Genomic DNA, 14,693 nt, shown 5'->3' with positions numbered 1-14,693 from the left:
TTCGCAGGCCGTTACGCAAAAAGGCACGCCGCAGCGTGCCTTTTTCTTTTAGCGCCTGACGTTTATCACTGCGCCAGCAGGTACAATTGGCTCTCGCCGCGCTGAATATTCAACGCCAGCACCGACGGCTTGCTGTCGAGAATCTTACGCAGCTCGCCCAGGTTCTGTATCGGCTGTTGGTTCACGCCCAGGATCACATCGCCTTTTTTCAAGCCGATGCGCGCCGCGGCGCTGCCGGCTTTCACGCTGTCGACCTTGACGCCTTTCTGGTTGCCGACCTGGGTGTTGCTCAGCTCGGCGCCCTCGATGCCGGTGTAAATATTGCCCGAGGCCACCTGGGTCTGCGCGCTTTGCTCCAGCGTGACATCAATGGTCACCGGTTTGCCGTCGCGGATAATGCCCAGCGACATTTTGCTGCCGACCGGCAGCGTGCCGATCTCCGCCCGGAATGAGGCGAAGCTGGAGATGGCCTTGCCGTTCATGGTGACGATCACGTCACCGGCTTTAATGCCCGCCTTCGCGGCGGAAGACTTCGGCATCACCTGGCTGACAAAGGCCCCGCGCTGCGCATCAACCTTCATCGCCTTGGCCAGCTCAGAGTTCAGCTCGGTGCCCATGATGCCGAGCTCGCCGCGTTTCACCTGACCATACTCGACCATTTGCGCCGTCAGGTTTTTCACCATGTTGCTCGGAATGGCGAAGCCGATACCGATGTTGCCGCCGTCCGGCGCCAGGATCGCGGTGTTGATGCCGATCAGCTCGCCGTTCAGGTTAACCAGCGCGCCGCCGGAGTTGCCGCGGTTGATCGCCGCATCGGTCTGGATAAAGTTTTCGTAGTTTTCGATGTTCAGGCCGCTGCGCCCCAGGGCGGAAACGATGCCCGAAGTGGCGGTTTCGCCCAGCCCGTACGGGTTGCCGATCGCCACGGTGTAATCGCCGACGCGCAGCTGATCGGAATCCGCCATCTTGATCGCCGTCAGATTCTTGAAGTCTTTCAGCTGGATCAGGGCGATGTCCGAGCGCGGATCCTTGCCGATCACCTTGGCGTCGAAGCGGCGGCCGTCACTCAGCTGCACCTGGATCTTGTTGGCGTTATCCACCACGTGGTTATTGGTCACCACATAGCCCTTGGCGGCATCGATGACCACCCCGGCGCCTAGCGCCTGGAATTTCTGCTGCGTGCCCTGCGGCTGGCCATCCGGCCCAGGCTGTTCACCGCCCTGACACATCGGCGAGCCCTGGAACGGCGAACCGTCCTGGCAGAACGGCGAATCTTCACCGAAGAACTGTTGGAACTGCTGCGGCATGCGCGGCGTGTTGACCGTGGTGCTGCCCTCAACGTTAATGCTCACCACGGAAGGCATCACCTTTTCCAGCATCGGCGCCAGGCTCGGCAGCTGTTGGGTGGAGGAAGAGGCGGTTTCAGCGGCGCTGGCCGTCACCGGGCCCATCGCCATGCCGATGCTGAATGCCAATGCGCTCAGAACTAATGCGGTTTTTTTCATCTGTGTGTCTCTTATAAAGTCGTTCAAAAAAGAATGGCCGTCTTGCGTGCTTATTCAGAGTTAATTAATAGCCTGAAGTTCCGGCACAGATGATTGGCAATAGTAAACAAATATTGTCCGTCTTTACAAAAATCAAGACAGCCAACCGGTTGGAATTGCTGATAATTATTCCTCAGCTTAATTATTCCGCCGCCATTAATCGACGATATTCATCATAGGCATAAAGGTCGGTCATTCCGCTGATATAGTCCTGCAATAAACGCGCGCGGAAATAATATTCCCGAATGGCTTGCTGCTCCGGCGATAAATGCTGCAGCCCTTCTACCGCCTCCGCATACGCCAGCCGATGCTTGGTGGACAGCTTGTGGAACAGACGCGTTTCGATCGGGTACGCGCGGTGGCTGTCTTCACGCACCAGCAGGGTGAAGTCCGCCAGCGACATCGCCAACAGCGGACTGTAAATGTCCAGCAGGCCGCTGATCACCCGATAGCCTTGCAGCTCGAGCTGCTCGACCTCCGGGTGGTTGAACACATGCTTGAACGCCACATTTTTAAATATTTTCAACAGCCGGTAGGCCGGGCTGGAATCCTCCAGCAGCGCCTGATTGAAGCTGCCCTGATATACCGCGTCCAGATTGTCGATAAAGCGCTGCGCCGCGTGCGGCACCAGCCGCGCCACGGTAAACACCCGCAGATACATGAAGAACTGATCTTCCGCGCTGCGCCGCGCGCCGCCGCGATCGATCTTGCGAAACGCGCTGGCGACGGTCTTGTCGAACAGATCGCCCGGCGCCACCTCGCCCCATTCCTGAATCAGGTGCTGATACAGCTGCTCGACGGTGAAAATGCTCTTCTCCACCGCGTCTTCCAGATCGGCCACGCAGTACGAGATATCGTCGGCGGCCTCCATAATGTAGGTCAGCGGGAAACGATCGAACTCGCCCATATGCAGCTCACGCCGCAGCCGATCGACGAAGGCTTCTTCCGCCAGATAGTAGCCGGGCTTTTTCATCAGGTAACTGTGGCTGGCGGGGATGTCGCTCGCCCAGTAGGCCGGGCGGGTGTATTTCAAAATGCAGCCGACCTGCGCGTAGGTCAGGTTGAGCTTGAGCAGGCTGTACACCATGCGGATCGCCTGGGCGTTGCCCTCGAAGTGGCTGAGATCCTGACGGATCCGGCTGCGCAGCCGGTTCAGATCGCTCTCCCCTTCATGCAGGCGCAGCGTCGCCACCTGGCAGCGATCGTGGCTGCCCGGCTCACTGCCGCAGCTGGCGGGATCGAGCCGCTGGGCGAACCAGTCATTGATCGCCGATTCGCCGAAATGACCGAACGGCGGATTGCCGATGTCGTGCATCAGGCAGGCCATTTCCACGATGCTTTCAAACGGATCGAGCAGCCGGGTCAGGCCGAGTTCGTCGATCTTCCCCGCCTGTTTGAAGCGGTTGAGGATCTCTTTGGCGATATGGCGCCCGACCTGCTGCACCTCCATCGAGTGCGTCAGGCGGCTGCGCACCGCCGCGTTGCGCTCCAGCGGAAACACCTGGGTTTTTTGCTGCAGACGGCGAATGGCGGCCGAGTTGACGATGCGCCCGCGATCGCTCTCGAACTGCCGCACGATGTCGTACTCTTCCTCGGCCTCGATCGGTTTGCTGAAAGGCCGTTGGAAGCTGATTTTTTGCTTGAAGTCGATCCCGGACATCTGTTTCTCCGCCGTTGCGCCCTGCCCCCGTGATAACAATTCCCGGCAGCGGATGCAACGCATTATCTCTGATACACAGCCATGATAGACTATGCCGCAATTCTCACGGCCAATCAGCGAGTGTTATTTATGAAAGTAGGCATCATCGGCGCAATGGAGCAGGAAGTCACCCTGCTGCGCGATCAAATCGAAAACCGTCAAACCATCCAGCGCGCGGGCTGCGAAATCTACACCGGCCAGATCGGCGGCGTTGACGTGGCCCTGCTGAAATCCGGCATCGGCAAAGTCTCTGCGGCCATGGGCACCACCCTGTTGCTGGAGCACTGCAGCCCCGACGTGGTGATCAATACCGGCTCCGCCGGCGGCCTGGCCAGCACGCTGCGCGTGGGCGACATCGTGGTGTCGGAAGAAGTGCGCTACCACGACGCCGACGTCACCGCCTTCGGCTACGAGCCGGGCCAGATGGCCGGCTGCCCGGCGGCGTTCGTCGCCGATGATGCGCTGATCGCGCTGGCGGAAAGCTGCATCAAACAGCTGGATCTGCACGCGGTGCGCGGCCTGATCTGCAGCGGTGACGCCTTCATCAACGGCGCCGAGCCGCTGGCGCGCATCCGCGCCACCTTCCCGCGCGTCGCCGCCGTGGAAATGGAAGCCGCGGCGATCGCCCACGTCTGCCATCTGTTCGGCACGCCGTTCGTGGTGGTGCGCGCCATTTCCGACGTCGCCGACAGCGAATCGCACATGAGCTTTGACGAGTTCCTGGTGGTAGCGGCCAAGCAGTCCACGCTGATGGTCAACGCCATGCTGCAAACCCTGGCCAAGCGCGGTTGATGTGAGGCAGCGCTTCACCTCGATGCTCTGTCTGTTGGCGCTCTGGCTGGCCCTGCCGGTCGGCGCCGCCCAGCGGGTGATCAGCCTGGCGCCCAACGCCACCGAACTCGCCTATGCCGCCGGCATGGGCGATGTGCTGGTGGCGGCGAGCGCCTATTCCGATTACCCGCCGCAGGCCGCCAGGCTGGAGCAGGTAGCCTCCTGGCAGGGCATCAATCTGGAGCGGGTGCTGGCGCTCAAGCCGGATCTGATCCTCGCCTGGCGCGGCGGTAATCCACAACGCGCGTTGGATCAGCTCGCCGCGTTCGGCATCCCGATCTTCTATGCGGACGCCGACAATCTCGAAGGGATCGCCGGCTTGCTGGATAAGCTGGCGCGCTACAGCCCGCACCCGGAGCAGGCGCATCAGGCGGCGGACGGCCTTCGCCACCAGTTCGCCGCTCTCAAGCAACAGTACGCCGCTAACTCGCCACGGCGCGTGCTGCTGCAGTTCGGCACCCAGCCGCTGTTCACCAGCTCCGGCGCCACATTGCAAAGCCAGGTGCTGGCGCTGTGCGGCGGGCAGAACGTCTTCGCCGACAGCCGCACCCCTTGGCCGCAGATCAGCCGCGAGCAGGTGCTGGCACGTCAGCCGCAGGCCATCGTCATCACCGGCGGCGAGAAAGAGGCCGCCAATGTGAAAGCCTTCTGGGCACCGCAGCTGCAGGTGCCGGTGATCGCGCTGAACGAAGACTGGTTCAATCGCGGCGGGCCGCGCATCCTGTTGGCGGCGCAGCAGCTGTGCCGCCAGCTGGCGGAGATCCGCTGATGCTGGTGTTCTGGTTGGATATTCTCGGCACGGCGGTGTTCGCCGTCTCCGGCGTGCTATTGGCCGGCAAGCTGCGCATGGATCCGTTCGGCGTTCTGGTATTGGGCGTGGTCACCGCGGTCGGCGGCGGCACCATCCGCGACATGGCGCTGGCCAACGGCCCGGTATTTTGGGTCAAGGATCCCACCGATCTGGTTGTGGCGATGATCACCTGCGTCTTGACGCTGCTGCTGGTGCGCCAGCCGCGCCGCCTGCCGAAGTGGGTGCTGCCGGTGCTGGACGCCGTCGGGCTGGCGGTGTTCGTCGGCATCGGCGTCAACAAGGCCTTCGCGGCCGGCACCGGCCCGCTGGTGGCGATCTGCATGGGGGTGATCACCGGCGTCGGCGGCGGCATTATCCGCGACGTGCTGGCGCGCGAGATCCCGATGATCCTGCGCACCGAAATTTACGCCACCGCCTGCATCATCGGCGGCATCGTGCACGCCACGGCGTTCTACACCTTCAACATGCCGCTGCAACAGGCCATGATGCTGGGCATGCTCATCACCCTGGCCATTCGGCTGGCGGCCATTCGCTGGCATCTCAAGCTGCCCGCCTTTATTCTCGAACGCTGAGCAGCCGCGCATCACTCGCGGCCGTCCGGCGCAGGAGAACGGCACGGAAGTGATTCTCGTGGAAGGGTAGGCATAAAAAAACCCGCCGGCCGTAAGGCGAGCGGGTTGATGTTCTGACAGGCAAACTCAGATGCTGAACGACGAACCGCAACCGCAGGTGGTTTTGGCATTCGGGTTGGTCACCACAAAGCGCGATCCTTCCAGCCCTTCGGTGTAGTCCACCGAACCGCCGACCAGATACTGCAGGCTCATCGGATCGACCACCAGCGCCACGCCCTGCTTCTCGATGGTCATGTCGCCATCGTTGACCTTGTCGTCAAAAGTGAAGCCGTACTGGAATCCGCTGCAGCCGCCGCCGGTAATGTAAACCCGCAACTTCAGGTTCGGGTTTTCTTCGTCAGCAATCAGGAACTTAACCTTGTTTGCTGCTGCCTCGGTAAATTGCAGGGGCAGTGCCGTTTGATCACTCATACTCTTTACTCCCAACATTGTTCAGCATCAGATCGCGACTATGGCTGCCTGATTAATATTAACGATTATCCGATACCTGAGTGTTGCGTTCAAGTATTCACCGCATTTGTTGTATTTTCCTTACTTGTTTTCTGCGCCGCCTCCCGCGCCAGCTGCGCCTCCTGCTTTTGCAGCGTGCGGGCCAGGATCGACGAATACAGCGGCTTGCCGCCGAGCAGCTGCGCCACCACCGTGGCGCCGAGGCAGGTAATGATCATCGGTAAAATAAGCTGGTAGTTGTCGGTCATTTCCAGCACCAGCACGATGCTGGTCAGCGGGGCGCGCACCGTGGCGGCGAACAGCGCCCCCATGCCGGCGATGGCGAAGGTGCCCGCCTCGATGCCGTACTGCGGGAACAGATGTGCCCCCGCCAGCCCGAAGGCGGTGCCGAACAGCGTGCCCAACGCCAGCATCGGCGCGAAGATGCCGCCCGGCGCGCCGGAACCGAAGCACAGCAGCGTGGTGAAGATGCGGGTGATAAAGATAAACATCAACATGCCGACGCTGTAGTTGCCCGCCGCGGCGATCGGGATCAGCCCAAAGCCGCCGCCCGCCGCCTCCGGCTGGATCAGCCCCAGAATGCCGCACACGCCGCCGAGCAGCCCGCCCATCAGCAAGACATTGCGCATTCTGCCGCCGTGCAGGCGCGCGAACATGTCTTGGGTGCGGAAGATCAGCGCGTTGAACCCCACGCCCACCGCGCCGAAGATTGCCCCCAACACCAGATAGAGCCACAGGGTATTGATGGGCGCCGAAGAAAGTTTGTCGACCGCGATCACCGCCCCCTGGCCGTTAAACAGCTGGAACACCACGCTCGACATGATAACGCCGATAAACACCGCTTTAATCGAGATCAGGTTGTAGCGGAACTGCGGCCGCATCTCTTCGATGATGAACAAGATGCCGGCCAGCGGCGCGTTGAACGCGGCGGACAACCCGGCGGCGGCCCCGGTCGCCAGCAACGTATGACGCGCCTCGGCGCCGCGAATGCGCAGCACGTCCAATACCATGCGCCCGACGTTGCCGCCCATTTGCACCGTGGGCCCTTCGCGCCCCAGCACCATGCCCGCCCCCAGGGTGCCCATACCGCCGATGAATTTTACCGGGATCACGCGCCACCAGCGTACCGGCCGCAGCTCTTCCAGCGCGCCTTCGATTTCCGGAATGCCCGAGCCGCCCGCCTCAGGCGCAAAGCGCCGCACCAGGTAATAGCCCAGCGCCGCCAGCGCGGCGGACAGGATAAACGCCAGGGGCCACACCAGAAGCCAGGAGTCGGCGACCTGCGCCAGCGAAGCCAACCGCTGCTGCTGCACCCACTCCACCGCTTTATCGAAGGCCACGCCGAGCAAACCGGCCAGCGCCCCCACCAGCGCGGCCATCACCAGGATCGCCACCGGGGTTTTATCGCGGCGAATAAACTGACGCACCGCATCGCTGCGGCGCAGACGCGGGCTCAACGTCCCGACTGGCTGTGATTGTGATTCTGTCATCGCGAGTGATTCGTCAGGTAATTTGTAATACAAATAGGCAGGGCGATAATTCTACCCCAACCTGGCGGCGGACGCTGCCGTTAATGGTATCTGACTGTGATCGTTTCATAACGCGGCGCTCTCCTCTAGAATAGCGCGGTCAAATCATTCAAAAGAGAATCCAGGAGCCGATTTATGAGCCTACACAGCAAGTCCGAAAGTCTGTACGCCCAGGCGCAACAGTTGATCCCCGGCGGGGTAAACTCTCCGGTGCGTGCATTCACCGGCGTGGGCGGTGTGCCGCTGTTTATCGAGCGGGCAGACGGGGCTTACCTGTTCGATGCCGACGGCAAGGCCTATATCGACTATGTCGGTTCCTGGGGGCCGATGGTGCTGGGGCATAACCACCCGGCGATCCGCGACGCGGTGATCGAAGCGGCGCAGCGCGGCCTGAGCTTCGGCGCGCCGACCGAGATGGAAGTCAAAATGGCGCAGCTGGTCACCGAGCTGGTGCCGACGATGGATATGGTGCGCATGGTGAACTCGGGCACCGAAGCCACCATGAGCGCCATCCGCCTGGCGCGCGGCTACACCAACCGCGATAAAATCATCAAGTTCGAAGGCTGCTATCACGGCCACGCCGACTGCCTGCTGGTGAAAGCCGGCTCCGGCGCGCTGACCCTCGGCCAGCCGAACTCACCGGGCGTGCCGGCCGACTTCGCCAAGCACACTCTGACCTGCACCTATAACGATCTGGATTCGGTGCGCGCCGCCTTCGAACAGTACCCGTCCGAGATCGCCTGTATTATCGTCGAGCCGGTCGCCGGCAACATGAACTGCGTGCCGCCGCTGCCAGAATTCCTGCCGGGCCTGCGCGCCCTGTGCGACAAGTACGGCGCGCTCTTGATCATCGACGAAGTGATGACCGGCTTCCGCGTCGCGCTGGCCGGCGCGCAATCCTATTACGGCGTCGAACCGGATCTGACCTGCCTCGGCAAAATCATCGGCGGCGGCATGCCGGTGGGCGCCTTCGGCGGCCGTCGCGAGGTGATGGACGCGCTGGCGCCCACCGGCCCGGTCTACCAGGCCGGCACCCTGTCCGGCAACCCGATCGCCATGGCGGCGGGCTACGCTTGTTTGACCGAAGTCTCACAGGTCGGCGTGCACCAGACGCTGACCGAACTGACCGAGATGCTGGCCGCTGGCCTGCTGCACGCGGCGCAGGAGGAGAATATTCCGCTGGTGGTCAACAACGTTGGCGGCATGTTCGGCCTGTTCTTCACCGACGCGCCGGCGGTCACCTGCTACCAGGACGTGATGCAGTGCGACGTGGAACGCTTCAAGCGTTTCTTCCACCTGATGCTGGAAGAAGGGGTGTATCTGGCGCCGTCCGCCTTCGAAGCGGGCTTCATGTCCGTGGCGCACAGCAAGGAAGACATCCAGCGCACCATCGACGCCGCACGTCGCTGCTTCGCCAAGCTGTAATCCCGGCCGAATGGCCAAACAAAACGGGCGCCTCGGCGCCCGTTTTGTTTTTCTCAGCGGCTTAAAGCAGCGTGCCGTAAATGGTCAACAGCGCCACCACCACCACGATGATCATCGTCACCTTGCGCGCCAGCGTCACCGCCGCCCGCGGCGTTTGCACCGGATCCATATGCGGATCGCGCGCCAGCGAGAACTGGGCCAGCCGCGTCAGCACCTGATACGACGACGAATGCCGATCCCCCAGCGAGGCGAACCAGGCCGGCAACGCGCGTTCGCCGTGGCCGAACAGCGCATAGGCCACCCCGGCCAAACGCACCGGGATCCAGTCCAGCCAGTTCAACAGGTGATCGATGCCCGATTGCGAACGCTCCAGCGGCGTATTGTGGCGCGCCAGCCAGGTTTGATAGGCGCGCAGGAAGGCATACCCCGCCAGCGCGATCGGCCCGTACGGCCCAAAGACCACGAACCAGAACAGCGGCGCCAGGTAATAACGGAAGTTAATCCATAGCAGCGCGTTTTGCAGCTCGCGCAGGCGCAGCTCTTCGCTGCAGTCCACCGGCAAGCCGTGGATCAACGCCAGCTCTTCCGCCATCTGATCGCTGGCGTGGATATCCCCCTGCCGCGCCGCTTTCAGGTAGGCGCGGTAGTGTTTGCGCTTGATGCCGGCGCCGACACACAGCAGATCGATGACGATCCACAGCAGCAGCGTCACCACGCCGAAGAACAGCCCGTGCGACAGCCACAGAACGCCCCAGACGATCACCATCCAGGCGGCGGTCATCGCCAGTGTCTGCGCCAGCGAAACCCGATGCAGCCGCTGAAATACCACTTCGAGGCGATGATCCAGCTGCCAGTGCTCTCCCAGCTTGAACAGGCGTTCCCAGGCCAAAACCAGCAACAGCGTAAACAGCGTCATTAGCGATTCCTCTCCCTTTTTCTTGTCTCAAGCATAGCGTCGGCGGGCGCGCCGCGTTGTTCCAGAGATGCCAGATAGCGATCCCAATCGAACGCCGGCCCGGGATCGGTCTTGCGGCCGGGGGCGATATCGCAATGCCCGGCGATATTGGCCGCCAGCGGTGGGTAATGTTCGGCCAGCAGCACGGTGACCGCCTGCAGCGTGCGATATTGCGCCTCGGTGTAGGGCAACTGGTCAGTCCCTTCCAGCTCGATGCCGATGGAGAAATCATTGCACCGATCGCGCCCCTGATACAGGGAAACGCCCGCGTGCCAGGCGCGTTGGTCGAAGGGCACATACTGCACGATCTCTCCGCCGCGGCGAATCAGGCAATGCGCCGACACCCGCAGCTGATGGATATCGGCGAAATAAGGGTGCTGCGCAGGGTCGAGCGTGCCGGTGAACAGCTGGTCGATATAGGGGCCACCGAATTCGCCGGGCGGCAAGCTGATGTTGTGGATGACCAACAGCGAGGGCGGCTCGTCATCCGGGCGCCGATCGCAGTGCGGCGAGAGCACTCGCGTCACCCCGACAATCCAGCCATTTTCCAACTGCATCAGACACCTCTCTGCGGTGGTACTTATTCCTGCAACAGAGTAGCATGTTCCCCTACGATCTAACCGTCCATTTCGGAGTTTTCCATGCCGACACGCCGCTACAGTGCCGACAGTCGCCGCACCGAGCTTCTTGAACGAATTGAAAGTGATATTCCCTATGCCGTCGCCCAGGCGCTGCGCGAAGACCTGGGGGGGGAAGTCGACGCCGGGCGCGATATTACCGCGCAATTGTTACCGGCAGACAAACAGGCCGAAGCCACCGTCATCACCCGCGAAGCCGGCGTGTTCTGTGGCCGCCGCTGGCTGAACGAAGTCTTTATTCAGTTGGGCAATCAGGTGCAGGTGGAGTGGCTGGTGGCGGACGGCGACCGTCTGACGCCGAACCAACCGCTCTGCCGGCTGCGCGGCCCGGCGCGGGTGATGCTGACCGGCGAGCGCACCGCGCTGAACTTCGTGCAGACGCTCTCCGGCGTGGCGACCGAGGTCAGCCGCTACGTGGCCCTGCTGGAAGGGACCCGGACTCGCCTGCTCGATACCCGCAAAACCTTGCCCGGCCTGCGCACCGCGCTGAAATACGCCGTGCTGTGCGGGGGCGGGAGCAACCACCGGCTGGGGCTGTCCGATGCCTTCCTGATCAAGGAAAACCACATCATCGCCTCCGGCTCGATCAAAAACGCAGTGGAAAAAGCCTTCTGGCTGCACGCCGACGTGCCGGTGGAAGTGGAAGTCGAATCGCTCGATGAACTGCAGCAGGCGCTGGATGCCGGCGCCGACATCATCATGCTGGACAACTTCAGCGTCGAGATGATGCGTCAGGCGGTCGCCCAAACCCAGGGCCGCGCCCAGCTGGAAGTGTCCGGCAACGTCACCAGTGAGACGCTGCGCACCTTCGCCAACACCGGCGTGGATTACATTTCGGTCGGCGCGCTGACCAAGCACATCACTGCACTCGATCTGTCGATGCGCTTCAAATGATCCCCTCGCCCCCGGCCGCCGCCGGGGGCGTCACCGTAAAATTGCGAACCCCCTCTCACCGTTTTTTTCACCGCTGCAAACCACATCATTACTGATGGAGGCGCGCCGAGAAACGCGTAAAAGCCCCTCGCCGTGCCCCCGAGCAAGCCGCTACCGTTGTCTTCCACACCCCAATGGAGGAAACAACGCATGGAAACGCAACGCGGCTTTACCCTGATAGAACTGATGGTGGTGATCGCCATCATCGCCATCCTCAGCGCCATCGGCATTCCCGCCTACCAGCGCTACATCCAGAAAGCGGCGATGACCGACATGCTGCAAACCATGGCGCCGTATAAAATGGCGGTCGAGCTGTGCGTGCTGGACGAAGGCACGCCCGCCGGCTGCGAGGCCGGCAGCAAAGGCATTCCCACCGGCGGCACGTCGCGCTATGTCAGCGGGGTGAAAGTCGTCAAAGGCGTGATCACGCTGACCGGCAGCCAAACGCTGCAGGGCCTGGCGGTGGCATTAACCCCCAAGTCGAACGCCGATGGACTGACCCGCTGGACCCGGCTGTGCAGCAGCGAAAACGCGACGCTGGTTGAGGTGTGCCAGGAAGTCTTCCGCTTCGACAACGCGGCGGAGTAACGGCGATGAATGCGCAAATCAGCGAAGAGGTTCACGCCCTGTGCCGGCGCTATCAGGCGCTGGCGCTGAGCGAAGACCCGACCACCCTGACGGTCGCGCTCAGCGAAGAAGCGCCGCAGGGGCTGCTGGCGGCGCTGCGTTTCGCCACCGGCAAGCGCATCCATTTGGAACAATGGCCGGCGGCCAGGCTGGAGATGGCGCTGAACCAGCACCACGAGCCGCTCCCGGCGCCATTGACGGCCGAAGAGGACACGACCGACATCGCCTACCCCGACGACGGCGATGCGCCGGTGGTACAGTTCATCAACCAGACGCTGCGCCTGGCTATTCAGCGCCGCGCCTCGGACATCCACTTCGAGCCCTTTCGGCAGCATTTTCGCATTCGTCTGCGCATCGACGGCGTGCTGCAAACCCTCGCCTCACCGCCGCCGCAGCTGGCCGCGCGCCTCATCGCCCGGCTGAAGATCCTCGGGCAGCTGGATATCGCCGAGCGCCGTCAGCCTCAGGACGGGCAGCTCAGCCTGACGCTGGACAGCGCGCGCTATGCCATGCGTATCGCCACTCTGCCGACGCTACACGGCGAAAAAGTGGTGCTGCGCGTTCAGCAGGGCGAGCAGCAAGAGCTGCCGCTGGACCAACTGGGCATGAGCCGGGCGGATCTGGCGCGCTACGCGGCGGCGTTAACCTGCCCGCAAGGTTTGATCCTGGTGACCGGCCCGACCGGCAGCGGCAAGACGGTGACGCTGTACAGCGGTCTGCGCCAGTTGAACGATGCGCAGAGCAACCTGTGCAGCGTCGAGGATCCGGTCGAGATCCCGCTGTTCGGCGTTAATCAGACCCAGATCAACGCCAAAACCGAGCTGAGCTTCGCCCGAGTGCTGCGCGCCCTGCTGCGCCAGGATCCGGACGTCATCATGATCGGCGAGATCCGCGATGCGGAAACCGCCGAGATCGCGGTCAAGGCCGCGCAAACCGGCCACCTGGTGCTGTCGACGCTGCATACCAACTCCACCGGCGAGACCCTGACGCGGCTGATGCACATGGGTATCCCCGGCTACCTGCTCGCCGGCTGCCTGAAGCTGGTCGTCGCCCAGCGGCTGGTGCGCAGGCTGTGTCGCCACTGCCGCTACCCGCACAGCCAGCCGACGCATTTTCCCACCGCGATCTGGCCGGAACCGCTGACCGCCTGGCGTGCCGACGGCTGCGAGCACTGCTTCGGCGGCTACTATGGGCGCATCGGCGTGTATGAACTGTTGGCCATTACGCCGGAAATTCAGGCAGCATTGCTGGCGAACGCCGCTCCCAGTCTGCTGGCGGATATCGCCCGCGAACAGGGGCAGCTTTCGCTGCTGCAGGCGGGTCTGGCGCTGGCCGCCGAAGGCACGACCTCGCTGGAAGAACTGTACCGCGTCATCGACGTCGTCCGGCTCGGCGTAACCACGCCATGAAAGCGCGCCGGTTGTTTCTGTGGCAGGCCTTCGACGCTCAGGGCGCCTTACGCAGCGGCGAACTGATGAGCGATGAAAAGCGGCAGGTGAGCAGGTTGCTGATCGAACAAGGCCTGCAACCTTGGCGGATCGGGCACGGCAAACGCGTCACGCCCGGCCAATGGCGCGGAGAACCCTTAATCCACTTCACCCGCCAGCTCGCTACCTTGTTGCAGGCCGGGCTGCCGCTGGTCAATACGCTGCAGCTTCTGGCGGCAGAGCACCCTTCGGCAGCCTGGCGTTGCCTGTTGCGCCTGTTGGCAGAACAGGTGCGCGAAGGGCAGCCGCTCTCCGAAAGCCTTGCCGCGCAACCAGGCGTTTTTCCACCGATCTATCGCCAACTGATCGCCATCGGCGAACTGACCGGCAACCTCGATCGCTGCTGCCTGCAGTTGGCGCAACAGCAGGAGGCTCAGCACCTGCTGCGCCGCAAAGTGACCAAAGCGCTGCGGTATCCCCTTTTCATCTGTGCGGTGGCGCTGCTGGTCAGCGTGCTGATGCTGGTGATGGTGCTGCCGGAATTTGCCAAGGTTTATCAGTCGTTCGATGCGCCGCTGCCTTGGTTTACCCAAGGGTTATTGGGGCTGTCCGCGCTGCTGATCGCCGTTGGCCCCTATTTGGCGCTGCTGCTCGGCGCGTCGCTGTTCGGCTACTTCCGCTGGTTGCATCCGCGCCCTCCGTGGCGCCAACGCGAACAGGCCGCCTTGCTGCGCCTGCCGCTGATTGCCCGGCTGGTGAACGGCGGCGCGCTGAGCCAAACGTTTCGTATCCTGACCATGACCCAACGCGCGGGGCTGACGCTGGTGGAAGGCTTGAACGCGGCGGCGCTGGCGGCGGATCATCTGCTGTACCGGCAGGCGCTGGAGCAGGTGCAACGGCAGATCGCCGAAGGCGAAGCGTTTCATCAGGCCCTGAGTCTGCAACCGCTGTTTCCGCCACTGTGCCGGCAGCTGGTGCGGGTGGGCGAGGAGTCCGGTTCGCTGGACGCCTTGCTGGATAAGTTGGCGCAGTGGTATGAACGGCAGACGCACGAGCTGGCCGATACGCTGGCGCAAACGCTGGAGCCGCTGCTGATGCTGGTGGTGGGCGGGATTGTCGGCGCTTTGGTGATCGCCATGTATCTGCCTATCTTTCAACTGGGCAGCGTGCTGGGATAAAGAAGAGGATAGCG

14 protein-coding genes are annotated in these 14,693 nt (G+C 62.8%); 8 read left to right on the top strand and 6 right to left on the bottom strand.

From position 1 onward, the window contains the following. Positions 1-65: 65 nt before the first annotated feature. Together degP and dgt are read right to left on the bottom strand one after the other, a co-directional pair. Positions 66-1,505: a serine endoprotease DegP gene (gene degP / locus ACTJJ6_RS15085; protein ID WP_033641270.1), complete on the bottom strand. Its 1,440-nt coding sequence runs from the start codon at positions 1,503-1,505 to the stop codon at positions 66-68. 181 nt (positions 1,506-1,686) lie between these two features. Continuing rightward, positions 1,687-3,204: a dGTPase gene (dgt, locus tag ACTJJ6_RS15080; RefSeq protein WP_016929068.1), complete on the bottom strand. Its 1,518-nt coding sequence runs from the start codon at positions 3,202-3,204 to the stop codon at positions 1,687-1,689. A 129-nt stretch (positions 3,205-3,333) separates the two neighbouring features. Between dgt and mtnN the strand changes: the two genes are divergently transcribed. The 3 genes from mtnN to ACTJJ6_RS15065 are packed head-to-tail and all read left to right on the top strand — an operon-like array spanning position 3,334 to position 5,457. Then, complete coding sequence (gene mtnN / locus ACTJJ6_RS15075) at positions 3,334-4,035, top strand: 5'-methylthioadenosine/S-adenosylhomocysteine nucleosidase (protein ID WP_004932702.1); 702 nt, start codon at positions 3,334-3,336, stop codon at positions 4,033-4,035. A gap of 22 nt (positions 4,036-4,057) precedes the next feature. After that, complete coding sequence (btuF, locus tag ACTJJ6_RS15070; protein WP_164053276.1) at positions 4,058-4,843, top strand: vitamin B12 ABC transporter substrate-binding protein BtuF; 786 nt, start codon at positions 4,058-4,060, stop codon at positions 4,841-4,843. After that, complete coding sequence (locus ACTJJ6_RS15065; protein ID WP_015376663.1) at positions 4,843-5,457, top strand: TRIC cation channel family protein; 615 nt, start codon at positions 4,843-4,845, stop codon at positions 5,455-5,457. Before btuF ends, ACTJJ6_RS15065 begins: the two co-directional genes overlap by 1 nt. A gap of 126 nt (positions 5,458-5,583) precedes the next feature. Here ACTJJ6_RS15065 and erpA read toward each other — a convergent pair whose 3' ends face one another. Both erpA and clcA read right to left on the bottom strand, forming a co-directional pair. Next, entirely contained in the window at positions 5,584-5,928 is a 345-nt protein-coding gene (gene erpA, locus ACTJJ6_RS15060; protein WP_004932708.1) for an iron-sulfur cluster insertion protein ErpA, read from the bottom strand. Between the two features lie 89 nt (positions 5,929-6,017). Further along, positions 6,018-7,457 carry a H(+)/Cl(-) exchange transporter ClcA gene (clcA, locus tag ACTJJ6_RS15055; RefSeq protein ID WP_440802678.1) on the bottom strand — a complete coding sequence of 480 codons (1,440 nt, stop codon included), beginning with the start codon at positions 7,455-7,457 and terminating at the stop codon, positions 6,018-6,020. 174 nt (positions 7,458-7,631) lie between these two features. Here clcA and hemL point away from each other — a divergent pair, with 174 nt between their 5' ends. Next, positions 7,632-8,921, top strand: a complete 1,290-nt coding sequence (gene hemL / locus ACTJJ6_RS15050; RefSeq protein ID WP_015376661.1) for a glutamate-1-semialdehyde 2,1-aminomutase — start codon at positions 7,632-7,634, stop codon at positions 8,919-8,921. Between the two features lie 61 nt (positions 8,922-8,982). Here hemL and ampE read toward each other — a convergent pair whose 3' ends face one another. Both ampE and ampD read right to left on the bottom strand, forming a co-directional pair. Next, on the bottom strand, positions 8,983-9,837 hold the full coding sequence (gene ampE / locus ACTJJ6_RS15045) for a beta-lactamase regulator AmpE (protein ID WP_004932714.1): 855 nt from the start codon (positions 9,835-9,837) through the stop codon (positions 8,983-8,985). Next, complete coding sequence (gene ampD, locus ACTJJ6_RS15040; RefSeq protein ID WP_049300177.1) at positions 9,837-10,433, bottom strand: 1,6-anhydro-N-acetylmuramyl-L-alanine amidase AmpD; 597 nt, start codon at positions 10,431-10,433, stop codon at positions 9,837-9,839. The genes ampE and ampD overlap by 1 nt, the downstream gene beginning before the upstream one ends. An 84-nt stretch (positions 10,434-10,517) precedes the next feature. On the opposite strand from ampD, the gene nadC reads away from it, so the two are divergent. From nadC to hofC, 4 genes are all read left to right on the top strand, one after another. Beyond that, a complete protein-coding gene (nadC, locus tag ACTJJ6_RS15035) occupies positions 10,518-11,408 on the top strand; it encodes a carboxylating nicotinate-nucleotide diphosphorylase (RefSeq protein WP_049300176.1) in 891 nt (296 codons plus the stop codon). 189 nt (positions 11,409-11,597) lie between these two features. Further along, positions 11,598-12,035: a prepilin peptidase-dependent pilin gene (gene ppdD / locus ACTJJ6_RS15030; protein ID WP_016929075.1), complete on the top strand. Its 438-nt coding sequence runs from the start codon at positions 11,598-11,600 to the stop codon at positions 12,033-12,035. A 5-nt stretch (positions 12,036-12,040) separates the two neighbouring features. Continuing rightward, positions 12,041-13,483, top strand: coding sequence for a type II secretion system protein GspE (gene gspE / locus ACTJJ6_RS15025; RefSeq protein WP_049300174.1), 1,443 nt, complete (start codon positions 12,041-12,043; stop codon positions 13,481-13,483). Further along, complete coding sequence (hofC, locus tag ACTJJ6_RS15020) at positions 13,480-14,679, top strand: protein transport protein HofC (protein WP_239044244.1); 1,200 nt, start codon at positions 13,480-13,482, stop codon at positions 14,677-14,679. Before gspE ends, hofC begins: the two co-directional genes overlap by 4 nt. The last annotated feature ends 14 nt before the right edge of the window (positions 14,680-14,693 follow it).

The organism is Serratia sp. 22278 (genome assembly GCF_052045405.1).
Lineage (GTDB): Bacteria > Pseudomonadota > Gammaproteobacteria > Enterobacterales > Enterobacteriaceae > Serratia > Serratia marcescens.
Note: the sequence above shows the minus strand (reverse complement) of the source record. Positions and strands in the feature narration are given on the sequence as shown.

What these genes read in the sequence shown, in the direction of transcription:
- degP (WP_033641270.1), bottom strand. Translation starts at nt 1,505, where the DNA reads ATGAAAAAAACCGCATTAGTTCTGAGCGCATTGGCATTCAGCATCGGC.
- btuF (WP_164053276.1), top strand. Translation starts at nt 4,058, where the DNA reads ATGCTCTGTCTGTTGGCGCTCTGGCTGGCCCTGCCGGTCGGCGCCGCC.
- erpA (WP_004932708.1), bottom strand. Translation starts at nt 5,928, where the DNA reads ATGAGTGATCAAACGGCACTGCCCCTGCAATTTACCGAGGCAGCAGCA.
- ampE (WP_004932714.1), bottom strand. Translation starts at nt 9,837, where the DNA reads ATGACGCTGTTTACGCTGTTGCTGGTTTTGGCCTGGGAACGCCTGTTC.
- hemL (WP_015376661.1), top strand. Translation starts at nt 7,632, where the DNA reads ATGAGCCTACACAGCAAGTCCGAAAGTCTGTACGCCCAGGCGCAACAG.
- hofC (WP_239044244.1), top strand. Translation starts at nt 13,480, where the DNA reads ATGAAAGCGCGCCGGTTGTTTCTGTGGCAGGCCTTCGACGCTCAGGGC.
- dgt (WP_016929068.1), bottom strand. Translation starts at nt 3,204, where the DNA reads ATGTCCGGGATCGACTTCAAGCAAAAAATCAGCTTCCAACGGCCTTTC.
- ampD (WP_049300177.1), bottom strand. Translation starts at nt 10,433, where the DNA reads ATGCAGTTGGAAAATGGCTGGATTGTCGGGGTGACGCGAGTGCTCTCG.
- mtnN (WP_004932702.1), top strand. Translation starts at nt 3,334, where the DNA reads ATGAAAGTAGGCATCATCGGCGCAATGGAGCAGGAAGTCACCCTGCTG.
- ppdD (WP_016929075.1), top strand. Translation starts at nt 11,598, where the DNA reads ATGGAAACGCAACGCGGCTTTACCCTGATAGAACTGATGGTGGTGATC.
- nadC (WP_049300176.1), top strand. Translation starts at nt 10,518, where the DNA reads ATGCCGACACGCCGCTACAGTGCCGACAGTCGCCGCACCGAGCTTCTT.
- gspE (WP_049300174.1), top strand. Translation starts at nt 12,041, where the DNA reads ATGAATGCGCAAATCAGCGAAGAGGTTCACGCCCTGTGCCGGCGCTAT.
- ACTJJ6_RS15065 (WP_015376663.1), top strand. Translation starts at nt 4,843, where the DNA reads ATGCTGGTGTTCTGGTTGGATATTCTCGGCACGGCGGTGTTCGCCGTC.
- clcA (WP_440802678.1), bottom strand. Translation starts at nt 7,457, where the DNA reads ATGACAGAATCACAATCACAGCCAGTCGGGACGTTGAGCCCGCGTCTG.